This is a genomic window from Streptomyces sp. MUM 203J (genome assembly GCF_022414595.1).
GTDB lineage: Bacteria > Actinomycetota > Actinomycetes > Streptomycetales > Streptomycetaceae > Streptomyces.
In genome coordinates this window covers 1-16,710 of the sequence record NZ_JADWYO010000008.1, presented here as the reverse complement: position 1 = coordinate 16,710, position 16,710 = coordinate 1, and the positions used below count along the sequence as shown (strand labels likewise).

Genomic DNA, 16,710 nt, shown 5'->3' with positions numbered 1-16,710 from the left:
GACAAACAACCATTCGGGCTATCACGATGAGCGGCGCAATGCCGCGGGCAGTGCCGGGGGGACATGGCCGCTGACACACGTGTGAGACACGTTCAGGATGCACACGTTCCTCCGCGCGGGCCGCGCGTCCCGCATACCCCACGGAGGAGTCCGCCATGAGCTTCGGCGACCCGAACAACCCCTACGGCGCCCAGCAGCAGCCGCAGCAGCCCGGTTACGGCTACCCGCAGGCCCCCGCGCCCGGCCCGTACGGCGCTCCCGGCTACGCGGCCCAGGCCATGCCGATGCCCAGCTCGGTCAAGACGGGCCGCATCATGGTGTGGGTCATCGTCGCTCTGCAGGCCATCTTCTCGGTCTACGCGCTGGCGACGCTCGGCGAGGTCGACAAGGCCGTCGAGGAGGCCAGCCGCGGCACCACCGGCGTGGGCTCGGACGAGGTCGAGCTGGCCGCCAGCATAGGCAAGGGCGTCGTGATCATGTTCGTCGTCTTCGCCGTGATCTTCGCGATTCTCGGCCTGATCATCGCCCTGAAGTACGTGAACGGCACCAACACGGTGCGGACCTGCGCCATCGTGTGGGCGGCGTTCGCGATCGTGGGCGGTCTGTTCCAGATGCCGATCGGTATCGCGACGATCGTGCTTGCGATCCTGCTGATCGTCTTCGCGGCGAAGGGCGACAGCAAGGCCTGGTTCAACCGCCCGCGCGCATAGACAACGCGCTGCGGCGCGTGGTACGCCGTACACCGGGCCCGGGGCGTGGGCCGTCACCTCTTGTGGCGGCACCAGGCCCCGGGCCTTCTGCATACGCTGACGGGGCCCGGCGCAAGCCGGTTCGCGAGGCGGCACCCGGCGCGGCGGTGACGGCGGCAGCGGCGCCCGGACGGCGGCACGGGACAGTCGTGGCCATGCCGTACCCCCGTGGAGCGCGTCCGGTTCGGAACGCCTGGGACACCAGGAACAACCGCGCCCCGAACGGGACTCGCACCCGCAAGGGGACGGCCCGCCGCCGGGCCGCCGGACACGACGGCGCCGGAGCCCCTCACGGGAGAGGGACCCCGGCGCCGTACGGTCGCCTCGGCGGCGGCAGTGTCAGTGGAAGAAGTGCCGCGTACCCGTGAAGTACATCGTCACGCCCGCCTTCTTCGCGGCCTCGACCACCTGCTCGTCACGCACCGAACCACCCGGCTGCACCACGGCCTTGACGCCCGCCGCCGTCAGGATCTCCAGGCCGTCCGGGAACGGGAAGAACGCGTCCGACGCGGCGTACGCGCCGCGCGCCCGCTCCTCACCGGCCCTCTCGACGGCCAGCTTCGCGGAGTCGACGCGGTTGACCTGGCCCATGCCGACGCCGACGCTGGCGCCCTCCTTGGCGAGCAGGATCGCGTTGGACTTGACGGCCCGGCAGGCCTTCCACGCGAACGCCAGCTCGGCCAGCTCGTCCTGCGGCAGTGCCTCGCCCGCGGCGAGGGTCCAGGTCGACGGGTCGTCGCCGTCGGCCTGGAGACGGTCGGTGACCTGGAGGAGCGCACCGCCGTCGATCGGCTTCAGCTCCACCGGTGCGGACGGCGCCTCCGGGCAGCGCAGCACACGGATGTTCTTCTTGCGGGCCAGGATCTCGACCGCGCCGTCCTCGTAATCCGGCGCGACGACGACCTCGGTGAAGATCTCCGCGACCTGCTCGGCCATCGCGGCGGACACCGGGCGGTTGACGGCGATCACGCCGCCGAACGCCGACAGCGGGTCGCAGGCGTGCGCCCTGCGGTGGGCCTCCGCCACGTCCGCGCCGACGGCGATCCCGCACGGGTTGGCGTGCTTGATGATCGCGACGCAGGGCTCGGCGTGGTCGTACGCGGCGCGGCGCGCGGCCTCGGTGTCCGTGTAGTTGTTGAAGGACATCTCCTTGCCGTGCAGCTGCTCCGCCTCGGCCAGGCCGCCCTTGCCGTTCACGTACAGCGCGGCGTCCTGGTGGGGGTTCTCGCCGTACCGCAGGACGTTCTTCCGGGCGTACGTGCCGCCCATGAAGTCGGGGAAGGCGCTCTCGTCGGCGGGGGCGTAGGAGGAGGCGAACCAGGAGGCGACGGCCACGTCGTACGCGGCGGTGTGCTGGAACGCCTCGGCGGCCAGCCGCTTGCGGGCGGCCAGGTCGAACCCGCCGGCCTGGACGGCGGCGAGGACGTCGGCGTACCGGGCGGGGGAGGTGACCACGGCGACCGACGGATGGTTCTTGGCGGCGGCGCGGACCATCGACGGGCCGCCGATGTCGATCTGCTCGACGCACTCGTCGGGTCCGGCGCCGGAGGCGACGGTCGCCTCGAACGGGTAGAGGTTCACCACCACGAGGTCGAACGGCTCCACGCCGAGCTCCGCGAGCTGCTCGCGGTGGGCGTCCAGGCGCAGGTCGGCCAGGATTCCGGCGTGCACGCGCGGGTGCAGGGTCTTGACCCGGCCGTCCAGGCACTCGGGGAAGCCGGTCAGCTCCTCCACCTTGGTGACCGGTACACCGGCTGCGGCGATCTTCGAGGCCGTGGAGCCCGTGGAGACCAGCTCGACGCCCGCCTCGTGCAGCCCGCGGGCCAGCTCCTCCAGCCCCGTCTTGTCGTAGACGCTGATCAACGCGCGACGGATGGGCTTATTCACCGACATGAACCTTTCGTCCCTCAATGCGGTAGCCGTGCCGGGCCAGACGCCCCACGACATCGACGAGCAGCCTGCGCTCGACGTCCTTGATGCGCTCATGGAGAGCGGCTTCGTCGTCCGTGTCCCGGACCTCGACCACGCCCTGAGCGATGATCGGGCCGGTGTCGACGCCGTCGTCGACGAAGTGGACGGTGCATCCGGTGACCTTCGCGCCGTACGCGAGCGCGTCCCGCACTCCGTGGGCACCGGGAAAACTGGGCAGCAGAGCCGGATGGGTGTTGACCGTCCGGCCGCCGAAGCGGGCGAGGAACTCCTTGCCGACGATCTTCATGAAACCGGCGGAGACGACGAGGTCGGGCTCGTACGAGGCGGTCGCCTCGGCGAGGGCCCGGTCCCACTCCTCGCGCGTCGCGTGGTCCTTCACCCGGCACACGAAAGTCGGCACCCCGGCGCGCTCGGCCCGCTCCAGACCGGCGATGCCCGCACGGTCGGCGCCCACGGCGACGACCCGGACCTGCTGCCCGTACCCGTCCGGGTCGGCGGCGATCGCGTCGAGCAGCGCCTGGAGGTTCGTTCCGGAGCCGGAGACCAGGACGACGAGGCGGGCGGGGGCGGCGGCAGCCACGGGGGACTCTTTTCGCTGTTCCGTACGGCTTTGTGTGGTCGTACAAACGCGTCGCACCCTCGGATACGGGGAACTCTACGAACGAGCCGACCGTCAGCAACGATACCGGCACGGCGGCCCTCCCCCACGGGACGGGGGCGGACCCGGGCGGTAGCGTCTGGGGCGGAGCCGTCCCCGACGACGGACGGACACGACAACACAAGACCGCGGGGCGGACGTTGCACCGGCCGCCCGGGTCTGAGGGGAAGACGTTCACCACATGCCGGACCGACGCCGCCGCACGGCCATCCATCTCCTGCCGCGGGAACGCCAGTCCACGGACGACAGCAATCCGTTCGCGCCGCCGCCGGAGGGCCGGCCGGACCAGCCCTGGCAGCCGCGGCACCCCTCCGGGGGCGGGGACGAGAACGGCGAGGACCGGGACGGCTCCGGGGCGCCCGGCGGCCAGTGGAGCCCGCGCCAGCCGGGGCGCTCCTCCGGCGGCTTCGGCGGAGGCGGGGCCGGGGGCGGTGGCGGTCAGGGCGACGGCCAGGGCGGCCCGGGCCGCGAGGGCCCGCAGCTGCGCTGGGACCCGAGGGACCCGGCCCAGCGGCGCGCCCGCTACGCACTGCTCGGCGGCATGTGGGGGTTCTTCTTCGCGGTCTTCCAGTTCATGGAGCTGGCCCTGCTGCTGGGCGCGCTGTCGCTGTACTGGGGTGTGAGCGCGCTGCGCGCGAGGAGCGGCAGCGGCTCCGCCGAGCCCGCACCCTCCGGTGAGGCCGCCTCCGGGGCGGCGCGCTCCCAGGTGACGGCCGCGGTGAGCGGCATCATCACGGCGTCGCTGGCGCTGCTGATCGTCGCGTCGATGTTCACGCTGAAGCTCGTGTACCACGACTTCTACTCGTGCGTGGAGGACGCTCTGACGAAGGACGGAGCAGTCGCCTGCAACGAACGGCTCCCCGAGCCGCTGCGGGACCTCATCGGCTTCAAGGAGCCCACGCCGGGCCAGTGGAACGGCAGCCTGCAGAACTGACCCCGAGGCTTCTCCCCGTCTCGCCGCTCCTTCCCCGGCCGGGGGCGACGCACCCGGGTGCCGGAGGTGCCGGGCCCCGGCCGCTGCGGCACCTCCGGCGGGCCCCCCGGAGGCCGCCGTCAGGCACCGGGCGGTCACGCCTCGGCCCGGCGGCACACCAGTCCCGGCATGTACCGGTCGGCCCGGCCCCGGGAGGAACCGTCTCCCGGGCACTTCGACCCGCCCGGCCTCCCGGGGGCAGCGGCCCCGGCCCGGAGGTCCGGGTGCCGCACGGGCTCGCGCCAGGCCTGCCCGGCACCTGAGGACGACGCCGCTCAGGCGCGACGACGGTCGGCCCGGGCCGGTGCGCCCCGCCGGTGCGGCGGGGCCGCGGACCGAGTGAGGCCGGGAAGGGCGGGCGGGGAGGAACCGCCGGCCCGCCTCAGGAGACGGCCGGACCGGCGTCGCCGCCGCGTCCGGACCCGGACACGTCCTCCTCCCACACGGCAGGCAGCGCGCCGTACTCCTGTGGCGCGCCCGCCTCCTCCGCCTCCGGCCGGAGTGCCTCAGGCCCTGGAGTCCCCGAGTCCACCGGTTCGCCACCGGGTACGGCCCCGGCCGCCCCGCCCCGCCCGCGTGCCCGCCACCCCCGGAACCTCGTGACCGTACGAGGCCGCCACTCCCGCAGGCCCCGCAGCCTCGCCCGCCACCCCGACGCCCGCTCGGCCGCCGCGGCCGCCTCCCCCCGCATCCGCCACCCGCGGACCCCCAGGCCCGCCGCCAGCCCCAGCACCGCCACCCACACCGCCGCCGCCAGGCCTGTCTGCCACCAGAGGGGGCCGAACGCGGCGAGACGGTTCGCTCCCAGGGGCCCCTCCGCGGCAGCCGACAGGGCGGCGACCGCGGCGCCCGTCAGGAGACCGGCCGACAGTGCCGCCCCCGCGGTGCCGCGCGCCGTCCACGCCCCGCCGCGCCGCGCATGAGGGTCCCCGCTGCCGGAGCGAAGCCGGGAGCCCGGGCGAGGAGGCGCCGCCGCCCCCGCCACCCGCCACCCCGCGACCAGCCCTGCGGCCACCGGCACCACCCCGGCCGCCCACGTCGTCCAGCCGCCCCGCCCCGCGCCCTCCGGCACCGCCGCCAGCAGCGGGAAGTCCGGTACCGCCGCCGCCCCGCTCACCCCCAGCGGGGTCACCGCCGCCCCCGTACCCAGCAGGAAACCGGGCCCCAGCCCGTACGCCGCACCCCACACCGCCGCGTTCGGCAGCAGCGCCACCACCAGGGCCAGCACCGCCGCCCGCCCCGCCCAGTCCCCCGACAGGCCCAGCAGCGACGCGCGCGCCTCCCCCGCGTGCCACGCCACCGCCACCGCCGCCACCAGCACACCGCCCCCGAGCAGCACCACCAGCGCCCCGCCTGCCGCCCGCGCCGCCGCCAGCGAACGCGACCGTGCCGGAGCCCGCCGCGCCCACTCCGGCACCCACGCGGGCACCGGCCCCACGGGCCGCCCGTGCGCCGTCCACGCCCCGGCCAGCGCCGCCGCGACCACCAGGCACGGCACGTGCAGCGCCGCGCTCAGAGGGTCGGCGGCCGGCCCGGCCCCGCCCCGTGCGTACGCCACCGCGACCGCCGCGACCGCCAGATAGCCCGCCGTCACGGTCATCACCACGCCGCCCGTGGAGGGACGCACCCGCCCGTCCCCCGGGTCCAGCGCGTCCCGCGAGGTCCGGTACACCAGCCACACCGGCAGCACGCTCAGCAGCAGCGGGACCAGGCCCATCGGCGCGGGAAGCCCGGACAGGGTGTCCATCCGCACCAGTTCCGTGCCGTGCGCCAGCAGCCAGAGGGCCGCTGCCACGCGCAGGGCGCCGCCGGGGCCGCTGTCCAGGTACGGGGAGCTGATCCATGCCAGGGTCGCCAGCACCGCGAGTGCGCCGAGGCCGAGCCCCGCCGCGATCACCCCGCGCACCAGGCACACGGCCGTGGCGGCGCCCGCGCTGCCGCCGTACACGACGGCGGGCGCCTCACCCGCCGGTTCCTCGGCCGTCGCCCGAGCCGCCTGCACCGTCTGATTCGTCACGTCAGCATGCTGCCAACGACACGCGCTGCAGCCATGTAACAGGCGGATGCCCGTTGTGTCGCTCAAGATACGTTTATGCACTTTTCAGCCGAGTGCCCCGCGCGCCCCGTGAACCCCGCACCCGCCTCGCCCCGCACACCCGCCGACGCGTTCGACGCGCTCTACGGGTACGCCGCCCCCGCCCTCGTACGGCAGGCGTATCTGCTGACCGGGCGCCCCGGGCTCGCGCGCGAATCCGTGGAGCGGGCCTTCCACCGGGCGTGGGAACGCTGGCCGGACGTCGCCGTCGACCGGGACCCGGCCGGCTGGGTGCGTGCGGCCACCCACGAGCACGCCCTGTCACCCTGGCACCGGCTGCGCCCCGGCCACCGGGAGGAGCCCCGGGTGGCGGACGACGACCCGGCCCTGCGCCTGGCCCTGCTCGCGCTCCCGCCCTCGTACCGTCGCACCCTCCTGCTCTTCGACGGCCTGCGCCTCGGCCTCGCGGAGACGGCCGCCGAGACGGAGGCCAGCACCCCGGCCGCCGGGCACCGGCTGCTGCACGCGCGCGAGGCGGTCGCGGCCCGGATCCCGGAGGCGGCCGACCCCGAGCGGCTGCAGGCGCGGCTCGCCGCCCTGCTCACAGCCCCGGACGCCAAGGGCGCCGAGGCCCTGCCGCCGCCCGTGACGGTCCGCGAAGGCGGCGAGCGGCGGGTGCGGCTCTGGGTGCGCGGCACCGTCACGCTCACCACGGTCATCGCGGCGGCGACCCTGTTCACGCTGGCCACCGCACCCACTCGCTACGAGCCGCCGGTCTCCCCCGGTCAGGCCGTGGCGGGCGTCCCCGCGCTGGGCGGCGGCCAGCAGCAGCTCAGCGCACGGGACAGGCAGCTGCGGGAACGGCTCGGCCGGGAGGCGGTGACGGGCCCGCCCCGGCTGGTTCCCGACGCCCGCTGAGTACGCGGACGGGCCCGCCCCCGGAAAGCCGGGGGGGCGGACCCGTTCACCTGCGGCCGCGGCCGGTCGGTCGCGGCCTTCGGGGCTGCGTTCAGCCGGCGAGAATGGCGCGCGCCAGCTTCGCCGTCTCGGTCGGGGTCTTGCCGACCTTGACACCCGCGGCCTCCAGGGCCTCCTTCTTCGCCTGGGCGGTGCCGGAGGAGCCGGAGACGATGGCGCCGGCGTGGCCCATGGTCTTGCCCTCGGGCGCGGTGAAGCCCGCGACGTAGCCGACGACCGGCTTGGTGACGTTGGCATTGATGAAGTCGGCCGCGCGCTCCTCGGCGTCGCCGCCGATCTCACCGATCATCACGATGAGGTCGGTCTCCGGGTCGGCCTCGAAGGCCTCCAGCGCGTCGATGTGGGTGGTGCCGATGACCGGGTCACCGCCGATGCCGACGCAGGAGGAGAAGCCGATGTCACGCAGCTCGTACATCATCTGGTACGTCAGCGTGCCGGACTTCGAGACCAGGCCGATACGGCCCGGCTTGGTGATGTCGCCCGGGATGATGCCCGCGTTGGAGGCACCCGGGGTGATCAGGCCGGGGCAGTTCGGGCCGATGATGCGGGTCTTGTTGCCCTTGGCCTTCGCGTACGCCCAGAAGGCGGCGGAGTCGTGCACCGCGATGCCCTCGGTGATGACGACCGCGAGCGGGATCTCGGCGTCGATGGCCTCGACGACCGCGGCCTTGGCGAAGGCCGGCGGCACGAAGAGGACGGAGACGTTGGCGCCCGTCTTCTCCATCGCCTCGGCCACGGAGCCGAAGACCGGGACCTCGGTGCCGTCGAAGTCGACGCTGGTGCCGGCCTTGCGCGGGTTCACGCCGCCGACGATGTTGGTGCCGTCAGCGAGCATGAGCTTGGTGTGCTTCATGCCGGTGGCGCCGGTCATGCCCTGGACGATGACCTTGCTGTCCTTGTCGAGGAAGATAGCCATGGTGTGTCTGTGACCTCGTCCCTATTACTTCGCAGCCGCGAGCTCGGCGGCCTTGTCGGCCGCGCCGTCCATGGTGTCCACGCGCTGCACCAGCGGGTGGTTCGCGTCCGACAGGATCTTCCGACCCAGCTCCGCGTTGTTGCCGTCGAGGCGCACGACCAGGGGCTTGGTGACGTCCTCGCCCTTGGACTTGAGCAGCTCCAGGGCCTGGACGATGCCGTTGGCGACCTCGTCGCAGGCGGTGATGCCACCGAACACGTTGACGAACACGGACTTGACGTCCGGGTCGCCGAGGATGATCTCCAGGCCGTTGGCCATGACCTCGGCGGAGGCGCCGCCGCCGATGTCGAGGAAGTTGGCGGGCTTCACGCCGCCGTGGGCCTCGCCCGCGTAGGCGACGACGTCCAGGGTCGACATGACCAGACCCGCGCCGTTGCCGATGATGCCGACCTCGCCGTCGAGCTTGACGTAGTTGAGGTTCTTGGCCTTGGCCGCGGCCTCGAGCGGGTTGGCCGCGGCCTTGTCCTCCAGGGCCTCGTGCCCGGGCTGACGGAAGTCGGCGTTCTCGTCCAGGGACACCTTGCCGTCGAGGGCGAGGACGTCACCGGAGGCGACCTTGGCCAGCGGGTTGACCTCGACGAGGAGGGCGTCCTCCGCGACGAAGGTCTTCCACAGGGTGACCATGACCTCGGCCACCTTCTCCGCGACCTCGGCGGGGAACTGCGCCTGGGCGACGATCTCGCGGGCCTTCTCGATGGAGACGCCCTCGTTGGCGTCCACCGGGACCTTGGCGAGCTTCTCGGGGGTCGTGGCGGCGACCTCCTCGATGTCCATGCCGCCCGCGACCGAGGCCATGGCCAGGAAGGTGCGGTTCGTACGGTCGAGGAGGTACGAGACGTAGTACTCCTCGATGATCTCCGGAGCCGTCTCGGCGATCATCACCTTGTGGACCGTGTGGCCCTTGATGTCCATGCCGAGGATGTCCGTCGCGCGGGCGACGGCCTCGTCCGGGGTGCCCGCCAGCTTCACGCCACCGGCCTTGCCACGGCCGCCGACCTTCACCTGCGCCTTGACGACCGACTTGCCGCCCAGACGCTCGGTTGCCTCGCGCGCCGCCTCAGGCGTGTCGATGACTTCACCGGCCAGCACCGGTACACCGTGCTTGGCGAAGAGGTCCCTCGCCTGGTACTCGAACAGGTCCACGCGCGTCCGTCCCTTTTCTGGTGATCGCGGTTCGTTGTCATGCGTGGGCGTGCCGCGCGCCTGCGGGATGCGGGCGGAGGGCAACGTGACTGCTCTGTCACTGAGGGAGGGCGTACACGGTGTCCGTGTGACGCGGCATGTCCGTCTCGCAGGTTATCGCCGTAGGACGTGGCGCCCTAAATCGCAGATCACACCAGAGCGGTGATACCTGTCACAGCGCGGAACCTCTAACGGGCGGCCCCGGAGGGTGTGAGGCCGCCCGTAGCCACGGATTTCGTATCCGATCCGGCGTGTGGCCGAAACGTCCGGGGTGACCGCCGTCACGGTGCCCTCGGCACCCGCGACCGCCCCGTCGGCGAGGGGCGCGGTGTCGGCCGTCGGGTACGCGGTCACGCCCGGCGCGGACGGCACGGCTCCGGCCGCGAGCGGGCCGGAACGGCGGGCCGCATCCCGCTCAGGCCGGCTCCGGCACCGGTATCGGCCGCTTCTCCAGGGCCGCCGCCATGACCTCCGGGAACAGATCGGGCGTACAGGCGAAGGCCGGAGCGCCCAGCGCGCCCAGCGCGGCGGCGTGCTCGCGGTCGTAGGCGGGCGCGCCCTCGTCGGACAGGGCGAGCAGGGACACGAACTGCACCCCGGCGGCCTTCATCGCCGCCACCCGCTTCAGCATCTCGTTGCGGATGCCTCCCTCGTACAGGTCGCTGATCAGCACCACGACCGTCTCGGCGGGCCGGGTGATCTGCGACTGGCAGTAGGCCAGCGCCCGGTTGATGTCCGTGCCGCCGCCGAGCTGCGTGCCGAACAGCACGTCCACCGGATCGTCCAGCCGGTCGGTCAGGTCCACCACGGACGTGTCGAAGACGACGAGCCGGGTCGCGATCGACCGCATGGAGGCGAGCACCGCGCCGAACACGGAGGCGTACACCACCGACGCGGCCATCGACCCCGACTGGTCGATGCACAGCACGACCTCCTTCTTCACCGCCTGCGAGGCTCGCCCGTATCCGATCAGCCGCTCCGGTACGACCGTGCCGTACTCCGGCAGGTAGTTCTTCAGGTTGGCGCGGATCGTCCGGTCCCAGTCGATGTCCCGGTGGCGCGGCCGGCTGATGCGGGCGCTGCGGTCGAGCGCGCCGGTGAGGGTGGCGCGGGTGCGGGTCGCGAGCCGCTTCTCCAGGTCCTCGACGACCTTGCGGACGACCGCGCGGGCGGTCTCCCTGGTGGTCTCCGGCATGGCCTTGTTGAGGGACAGAAGAGTGCCCACGAGATGGACGTCCGCCTCGACGGCCTCCAGCATCTCCGGTTCCGTCAGCAGGGATGCGAGCCCGAGCCGGTCGATGGCGTCCCGCTGCATCACCCGGACGACGGAACTCGGGAAGTAGGTACGGATGTCCCCGAGCCACCGGGCGACGTCCGGCGCGGAGCCCCCGAGCCCCGCCGAACGGTTCCCGCCGCCCCCGCGCCGCCCGGCGCCCGCAGCCGTCCCCCCGTACAGCGCGCCGAGCGTGCCGTCCATGGCGGCGTCGGCACCGGTCAGCCGGCAGCCTGTTCCGTCGGCCTCACCGCCCCCGAGCACCAGGCGCCACCGCCGCAGCCGCTCTTCCTCACGCGTCGAACCCGCCGCCGGACTCCCCGTGGTCACAGCCCCACCCCCACCAGTCTCGTCTCGTCGTCCTGCTCGCCTCCGAGCAGCAGCCGCAGCAGCGGCAGCACCCCGTCGGCACGGTCCGCGTCCAGTCCGGGCCCGAAGCCGGGCGCCCCGGCCTCGCTGAGCGCGGGCCCGCCGCCCCCGGCCGCGGGCCCGCGCCGCACCAGTTCGCCCAGCGTCCGCCGCACCCCGGAGCCGTAGGCCGAGAACGTGCGCCGCAGCAGCGGCAGCACATCGGTGAACGCCTCCGCCGGCACCCCCGTCAGCCAGGCGTCGACCAGCCCCAGCAGACGCTCGTCGTGGACGAGCAGCAGCCCGCCGGACCGGTCCCGGGTCCCGTCCGGCCCGGCCGCGCCGCCGACGAACCCCTCGATCCATGCCGCGGCGTCCGCGGGCTCCGCGCCGGGCGAGAGGGCGAGGCCCATGAGCCATGCGGCCTCCTCCTCGGGGAGGCGCCCGTCGTCCAGCAGCAGCCGTGCGGCACGGCCGCGTATGACCCCGGGGACGGTGTCCCGGGTGGCGAGGACGCCGAGGACGCCGCTCCACCGGGCGGTGACGTCCTCGGTGCCGGGCCGGGTGCCGGCCGTGGCCCGGGCCGCGGCTTCGGCTCCGGCTCCGGCTCCGGCTCCGGCTCCGGGGAGGAGGCGGATCGCGGTGTGCACGGCGTCGAGGTGGCCGCGCATCTCGTTCGCGCCGTCCGTGTCCAGCCCGGTGCAGGCAGGCGGCAGGCCGACACAGATACGCAGGGCGAGCCCGGTGGCGACCTCCGCGAGCGCGGCGGTGTCCGTGGCGCGTACGTCCCCGTATCTGAGGGAGCGGGCGAGGGCGGGCAGGGCCTGGGCGAGGCGCCCGACGTCCGTGTCGAGCGCGGCCCGGTCGGCGAGGGCCTTCATCACGCGCGGCAGGGCGTCGGGCAGTTCGGCCAGCAGACACTGCTCGGCCAGCGCGGTGATGTCCGTCAGGGCCTCCGCCGAGGCGGCCCGCGCCTCGGCCCTGCCGGTGGCCGCGCCCAGCACCGTGGTGCCCCAGACCCCGGCCTCCGCGACCCGCACGTGCAGCTCCGGGTCCCAGCGCAGCCGCCAGCTCTCCCGGAACGTCCCGGTGCCGCCGCCCCGCCCGGCCGCGGGCGCCCCCCAGTCGACGCCGAGGAGGCGCAACCGGTGCAGGAGACGGCTGCGCGCGGCGTCGGTCTCCTTCCGCAGGTCCAGGTCGAGCTCCCGGTCCAGCGCCTCGGGCCTGAGACGCAGACTCCGCTGGAGCCTGGCCAGGTCCCGTTGCAGCGGGACGGCGGGGGCGCCGTCCGGGACCTCGCCCAGGACGTCCCCGACGATCAGCCGGTCCTGCACGAGGTTGAGCGGCACGTCGGAGCCGTCGCACATCACCGCCCGTACCGCGTCGGTCGTCTCGGCCAGCCCCGGCAGCGGACGCCCGCGCATGGCGGCGAGCGTCCCGGCGAGCCGTACCGCCTCGATGACGTGCGCGGACGACACGGCGTAGTCCTCGGCCCGCAGCAGCCCGGCGACCCCGGTCATCCACCGCTCGACGGGCCGGTCCCGCGCGTCGAACAGGTGCCCGTACCAGCCGGGCGAGGTGATCCCGGCGCCGTACCCGGAGCGGCGGGCCAGCCGGCGGTGGGTCCACGGCACCCAGGTCGTCTCGGCCTTGACCTTGGGCAGGCCCTTGAGCAGGGCCCGGTCGGCGGTGGCGGTGGTCTTCGCCCGCAGGGCGGGCACATGCCAGGCACCGCAGACGACGGCCACGTCCTCGCCGTACTCCTTGCGGGCGGCCCGCAGCCGGAGCCGCATGTGGGCCTCGCGTACGGCCTCCCGTCCCCGGGCGGCGACGTCCGGCTGCCCGTCGGGCGCCTCCCGCAGCGCGCCCATGGCCTCCGCGACGGCCGCGAACGGCGCGAGCGGGTCCCCGTCGCCCGCCGCTCCCGCGCGGTGCTCGACCACGTCCTCCCACCAGCGCTCCGGGTCGTCGTACCCGGCGGTCCCCGCGAGTACGGCGAGAGGGTCGCGCCGCAGCCCGCGGGGCGAGTGCGCGGCCGTGGCCCCGTCGTCGCCGTCGCCGGTCTCGTCGTCGTCCTCGTCGTCGTCCCAGGTCGGGTCACCCATCATCGCGAGCGAGTGGGCGGCCGGCAGGTCGAAGAACCGCACGGCGGCGCCGTGCTCCAGAGCCCAGCGCACGGCGACCCACTCGGGCGAGAACGCGGCGAACGGCCAGAACGCGGCACGCCCCGGGTCGTCCACGGCATGGGCCAGCAGCGCGACCGGCGGGCGCATCCGCTCGTCGGCGGCGAGCGCGACCAGCGCGTCCCCCTCGGGCGGGCCCTCGACGAGCACCGCGCGCGGCCGGGCCGTGTCCAGCGCCGCCCGCACGGCCCGCGCGGACCCGGGCCCGTGGTGCCGCACCCCCAGCAGCAGCGCCCCGCCGGCGGCCGTCCGGGCGGCCGTCATGCCGACACCTCCCGGCAGGCTCGGTAGAAGTCCTTCCAGCCGTCCCGCTCGCGCACGACCGTCTCCAGGTACTCCTGCCAGATGACCCGGTCGGCCGCCGGGTCGCGGACGACCGCGCCCAGGATGCCCGCGGCGACGTCCCCGGGACGCAGCACCCCGTCCCCGAAGTGGGTGGCGAGAGCCAGCCCGTTGGTGACGACGGAGATGGCCTCGGCCGTGGAGAGCGTGCCGGAGGGCGACTTGAGCTTGGTGCGGCCGTCGGCGGTGACGCCGTCGCGCAGTTCGCGGAAGACGGTGACGACCCGGTGGATCTCGTCGCTGCCCTCGGGCGCGGCCGGCAGGTCGAGGGAGCGCCCGATCTGGTCGACGCGCCGCGCCACGATGTCCACCTCGGCCTCGGGTGTCTCCGGCAGCGGCAGCACGACCGTGTTGAAGCGGCGGCGCAGGGCGCTGGACAGGTCGTTGACGCCGCGGTCGCGGTCGTTCGCCGTGGCGATCAGGTTGAAGCCGCGGACGGCCTGGACCTCCTCGCCCAGTTCGGGGACCGGCAGGGTCTTCTCGGACAGGATCGTGATCAGGGTGTCCTGCACATCGGCGGGGATGCGGGTCAGCTCCTCGACGCGGGCGGTCATGCCGTCGGTCATGGCCCGCATGACGGGGCTGGGCACGAGGGCGTCGCGGCTGGGGCCGTGGGCAAGGAGCTGTGCGTAGTTCCACCCGTAGCGGATGGCCTCCTCGGGTGTGCCCGCGGTCCCCTGGACGAGCAGCGTGGAGTCGCCGCTGACGGCGGCGGCGAGGTGCTCGGAGACCCAGGTCTTCGCGGTGCCGGGCACCCCGAGGAGCAGCAGGGCGCGGTCGGTGGCGAGGGTCGTGACGGCGACCTCGACGATCCGGCGCGGGCCCACGTACTTGGGTGTGATCACTGTGCCGTCGGACAGGGTGCCGCCGAGCAGATAGGTGGCGACGGCCCACGGCGACAGCCTCCAGCGCTCCGGGCGCGGCCGGTCGTCGGCGGCGGCGAGCGCGGCCAGCTCGTGGGCGAACGCGTCCTCGGCGTGCGGCCGCAGGGCCTGCGCGGCGGCCTTCTCTCCGGCCCCGGCCGGGGCCTTCCCGTGGCTTCCGGGCATGGTCATGGAACTCCCCCTCCAGATCGTTCACATGCTCGATCGGTGTGGATTCCACGGTGCACCACGCCACTGACAGTCGGCCGTCGGTGCAGGTCGGAAGGGATTGTCAGTGGCAGGTCCTACGGTCGGGACCATGAATCAGCAGGGGGTGCGCTGGACGGCGGAACAGGTGCTGGACCTGGCTCCTGACGCCGCGTCACGCAAAGCGGGAGGCAGGCTCGGCGCGTCCGGGCCGTGGTCCGGTACGGGGTGCAGCGGCGAGGGCGTCGTCTGGGGCCTGTGCAAGGGCAGCGGCAGCACGCCGTACCGGACGGTCGTCGACACGGCGGGGCCGGCCTACAAGTGCAGTTGCCCGAGCCGGAAGTTCCCGTGCAAGCACGCACTGGGGCTGCTGCTCCTGTGGGCGGCGGACGAGGGAACCGTGCCGACCGGAGGGGACGCGCCGGACTGGGCCGAGCAGTGGCTGGAGGGCCGCCGGGCACAGGAGGCCGAGAAGGCGAAGGCCTCCGGAGGTTCCGGGGGCGGATCCGCCGCTCCGGCCGACGCGGAGGCCGCGCGGCGCCGGGCCGCGAACCGGGCGGCCCGGGTCACCGCCGGTGCGGAGGAACTGGAACAGCGGCTGGCGGACCTGCTGCGGGGCGGCCTCGCCGCGGCCGAGCAGGCGGGGTACGGGCTGTGGGAGGAGACGGCCCGCAGGATGGTCGACGCGCAGGCGCCGGGCCTCGCGGGCCGGGTGCGCGAGCTGGGCGCGATACCGGGCTCGGGCCCCGGCTGGCCGGTGCGGCTGCTGGAGGAGAGCGCACTGACCCATCTGCTGGACCGGGCGTGGCTGTCCGTGGACCGGCTCCCGGGCCCGCTGGCCGCGACGGTACGCACCCGGGTGGGTATCCCGGTCCCGGCGGAGGGCCCGGCGGTACGGGACCGGTGGCTGGTCCTGGCGCAGTACGACACGCCGGACAACAAGCTGACGGCACGTCGCATCTGGCTGTACGGGCAGGCGACGGGCCGCACGGCCCTGCTGCTGTCGTTCGGCGCGGCCGGGCGCGCCCCGCAACTGGCGCTGCCCGTGGGTGCGGTGCTCGACGCCGAGGTCACGCCGTATCCGGGCGCGGGCCGGCTGCGGGCCGAGCTGGGCCGGAGGTACGCGGCGCCCGTGGCGTCGGACACCCCTCCGCCGGGCGGCACGGCCGGTGACGCGCTCACCGCGTACGGCCTGGCGCTGCAGGAGGATCCGTGGCTGGACACGTGGCCGGTGACCGTGGGGGACGTCATACCGGTCCCGGCGGAAGGCGGCGGCTGGCAGCTGTCCGACGCGGACGGCGCATCGGCCCTGCCCCTCACCCACACGGCGACGTCCGGCCCGGGCCTGTGGCGCCTGGCGTCGGTCTCGGGCGGCGCACCGGTCACCGTCTTCGGCGAATGCGGCCACCGTGGCTTCACCCCCCTGGCCGTGTGGCCCCATGACGCCGCGGACACCCCGGGTCCGGTGGCCCTGACCTGAACGTCGGCACACACCGGGGAGGCGCCCCGCGGGCGCTGTTCCGCCGCGGCGGGGAGACGTGGCCGACTGCCCCGCTTCCGCCGGGCCGAGGCCCCGGCCCGGCAGCCGGCACCAGCACCGGCACCGCCGGCACGGACCACACCCGGACGGCGTCGCAGAAACGACACGGCGGCGAGCACCCCGCCCCGGCAGACCGGCACCACCGACGCCCCCGTCCTCCCGCACCACGACACCCGCACCCGGCGGCTCCGGTCCCGCCGGGGCGGAGCGCGCCGGCCCCGCGGACGGCAGCCGCCCCGCCGGAGCCGACCGCCCCGGCCCCTCTGAACGCCCGCCTCCCCCGCGCCCGCACCCTGACCGCCTGGAGCTGACATGACCACCACTCTGTGGGAAGACCTCGTGACCTCCGCGCTGCTCGGCACCGACCGGCGGCCCCCCGGCCCCGCCCTCGTCGCGGAGGGCGCCGACCCGCCCCTCGCCCTGCTCGACGCAGCCGCCCTGCACACCGTCCGCCGCCGCGCGGGCCTGCGC

Annotated in this window: 12 protein-coding genes; 4 read left to right on the top strand and 8 right to left on the bottom strand. The window is 74.6% G+C overall.

Going from position 1 to position 16,710, the window contains the following annotated elements:
* Nucleotides 1–155 precede the first annotated feature (155 nt).
* Complete coding sequence (locus I3F58_RS06955; RefSeq protein ID WP_240107356.1) at nucleotides 156–710, top strand: hypothetical protein; 555 nt, start codon at nucleotides 156–158, stop codon at nucleotides 708–710.
* Between the two features lie 378 nt (nucleotides 711–1,088).
* Here the strand turns inward: I3F58_RS06955 and purH are convergent, their stop codons facing one another.
* Both purH and purN read right to left on the bottom strand, forming a co-directional pair.
* A complete protein-coding gene (purH, locus tag I3F58_RS06950; RefSeq protein ID WP_240107355.1) occupies nucleotides 1,089–2,642 on the bottom strand; it encodes a bifunctional phosphoribosylaminoimidazolecarboxamide formyltransferase/IMP cyclohydrolase in 1,554 nt (517 codons plus the stop codon).
* A complete protein-coding gene (gene purN / locus I3F58_RS06945) occupies nucleotides 2,629–3,261 on the bottom strand; it encodes a phosphoribosylglycinamide formyltransferase (RefSeq protein WP_240107354.1) in 633 nt (210 codons plus the stop codon). The genes purH and purN overlap by 14 nt, the downstream gene beginning before the upstream one ends.
* Before the next feature lie 259 nt (nucleotides 3,262–3,520).
* Here purN and I3F58_RS06940 point away from each other — a divergent pair, with 259 nt between their 5' ends.
* Nucleotides 3,521–4,273 (top strand): hypothetical protein, encoded by a 753-nt coding sequence (locus I3F58_RS06940; protein WP_240107353.1) that lies wholly within the window; start codon nucleotides 3,521–3,523, stop codon nucleotides 4,271–4,273.
* 421 nt (nucleotides 4,274–4,694) lie between these two features.
* Here I3F58_RS06940 and I3F58_RS06935 read toward each other — a convergent pair whose 3' ends face one another.
* On the bottom strand, nucleotides 4,695–6,329 hold the full coding sequence (locus I3F58_RS06935) for a DUF6350 family protein (RefSeq protein ID WP_240107352.1): 1,635 nt from the start codon (nucleotides 6,327–6,329) through the stop codon (nucleotides 4,695–4,697).
* Between the two features lie 75 nt (nucleotides 6,330–6,404).
* Between I3F58_RS06935 and I3F58_RS06930 the strand changes: the two genes are divergently transcribed.
* Nucleotides 6,405–7,265, top strand: a complete 861-nt coding sequence (locus I3F58_RS06930; protein ID WP_240107351.1) for a hypothetical protein — start codon at nucleotides 6,405–6,407, stop codon at nucleotides 7,263–7,265.
* A gap of 91 nt (nucleotides 7,266–7,356) precedes the next feature.
* Here I3F58_RS06930 and sucD read toward each other — a convergent pair whose 3' ends face one another.
* From sucD to I3F58_RS06905, 5 genes are all read right to left on the bottom strand, one after another.
* Complete coding sequence (gene sucD / locus I3F58_RS06925) at nucleotides 7,357–8,241, bottom strand: succinate--CoA ligase subunit alpha (protein WP_240107350.1); 885 nt, start codon at nucleotides 8,239–8,241, stop codon at nucleotides 7,357–7,359.
* Nucleotides 8,242–8,265: 24 nt separating this feature from the next.
* On the bottom strand, nucleotides 8,266–9,444 hold the full coding sequence (sucC, locus tag I3F58_RS06920) for an ADP-forming succinate--CoA ligase subunit beta (RefSeq protein ID WP_240107349.1): 1,179 nt from the start codon (nucleotides 9,442–9,444) through the stop codon (nucleotides 8,266–8,268).
* A gap of 454 nt (nucleotides 9,445–9,898) precedes the next feature.
* A complete protein-coding gene (locus I3F58_RS06915) occupies nucleotides 9,899–11,086 on the bottom strand; it encodes a VWA domain-containing protein (protein WP_240107348.1) in 1,188 nt (395 codons plus the stop codon).
* Nucleotides 11,083–13,551, bottom strand: a complete 2,469-nt coding sequence (locus I3F58_RS06910; RefSeq protein WP_240107347.1) for a DUF5682 family protein — start codon at nucleotides 13,549–13,551, stop codon at nucleotides 11,083–11,085. The genes I3F58_RS06915 and I3F58_RS06910 overlap by 4 nt, the downstream gene beginning before the upstream one ends.
* Nucleotides 13,548–14,684, bottom strand: a complete 1,137-nt coding sequence (locus I3F58_RS06905; protein WP_374207920.1) for an AAA family ATPase — start codon at nucleotides 14,682–14,684, stop codon at nucleotides 13,548–13,550. Before I3F58_RS06905 ends, I3F58_RS06910 begins: the two co-directional genes overlap by 4 nt.
* 127 nt (nucleotides 14,685–14,811) lie before the next feature.
* On the opposite strand from I3F58_RS06905, the gene I3F58_RS06900 reads away from it, so the two are divergent.
* A complete protein-coding gene (locus I3F58_RS06900) occupies nucleotides 14,812–16,179 on the top strand; it encodes an SWIM zinc finger family protein (RefSeq protein ID WP_240107346.1) in 1,368 nt (455 codons plus the stop codon).
* The last annotated feature ends 531 nt before the right edge of the window (nucleotides 16,180–16,710 follow it).

Excerpts from the sequence above, each read along its gene's own strand:
- I3F58_RS06955 (WP_240107356.1), top strand. The coding sequence starts at position 156 with ATGAGCTTCGGCGACCCGAACAACCCCTACGGCGCCCAGCAGCAGCCG.
- purH (WP_240107355.1), bottom strand. The coding sequence starts at position 2,642 with ATGTCGGTGAATAAGCCCATCCGTCGCGCGTTGATCAGCGTCTACGAC.
- I3F58_RS06940 (WP_240107353.1), top strand. The coding sequence starts at position 3,521 with ATGCCGGACCGACGCCGCCGCACGGCCATCCATCTCCTGCCGCGGGAA.
- I3F58_RS06930 (WP_240107351.1), top strand. The coding sequence starts at position 6,405 with ATGCACTTTTCAGCCGAGTGCCCCGCGCGCCCCGTGAACCCCGCACCC.
- sucD (WP_240107350.1), bottom strand. The coding sequence starts at position 8,241 with ATGGCTATCTTCCTCGACAAGGACAGCAAGGTCATCGTCCAGGGCATG.
- I3F58_RS06910 (WP_240107347.1), bottom strand. The coding sequence starts at position 13,551 with ATGACGGCCGCCCGGACGGCCGCCGGCGGGGCGCTGCTGCTGGGGGTG.
- I3F58_RS06905 (WP_374207920.1), bottom strand. The coding sequence starts at position 14,684 with ATGACCATGCCCGGAAGCCACGGGAAGGCCCCGGCCGGGGCCGGAGAG.
- I3F58_RS06900 (WP_240107346.1), top strand. The coding sequence starts at position 14,812 with ATGAATCAGCAGGGGGTGCGCTGGACGGCGGAACAGGTGCTGGACCTG.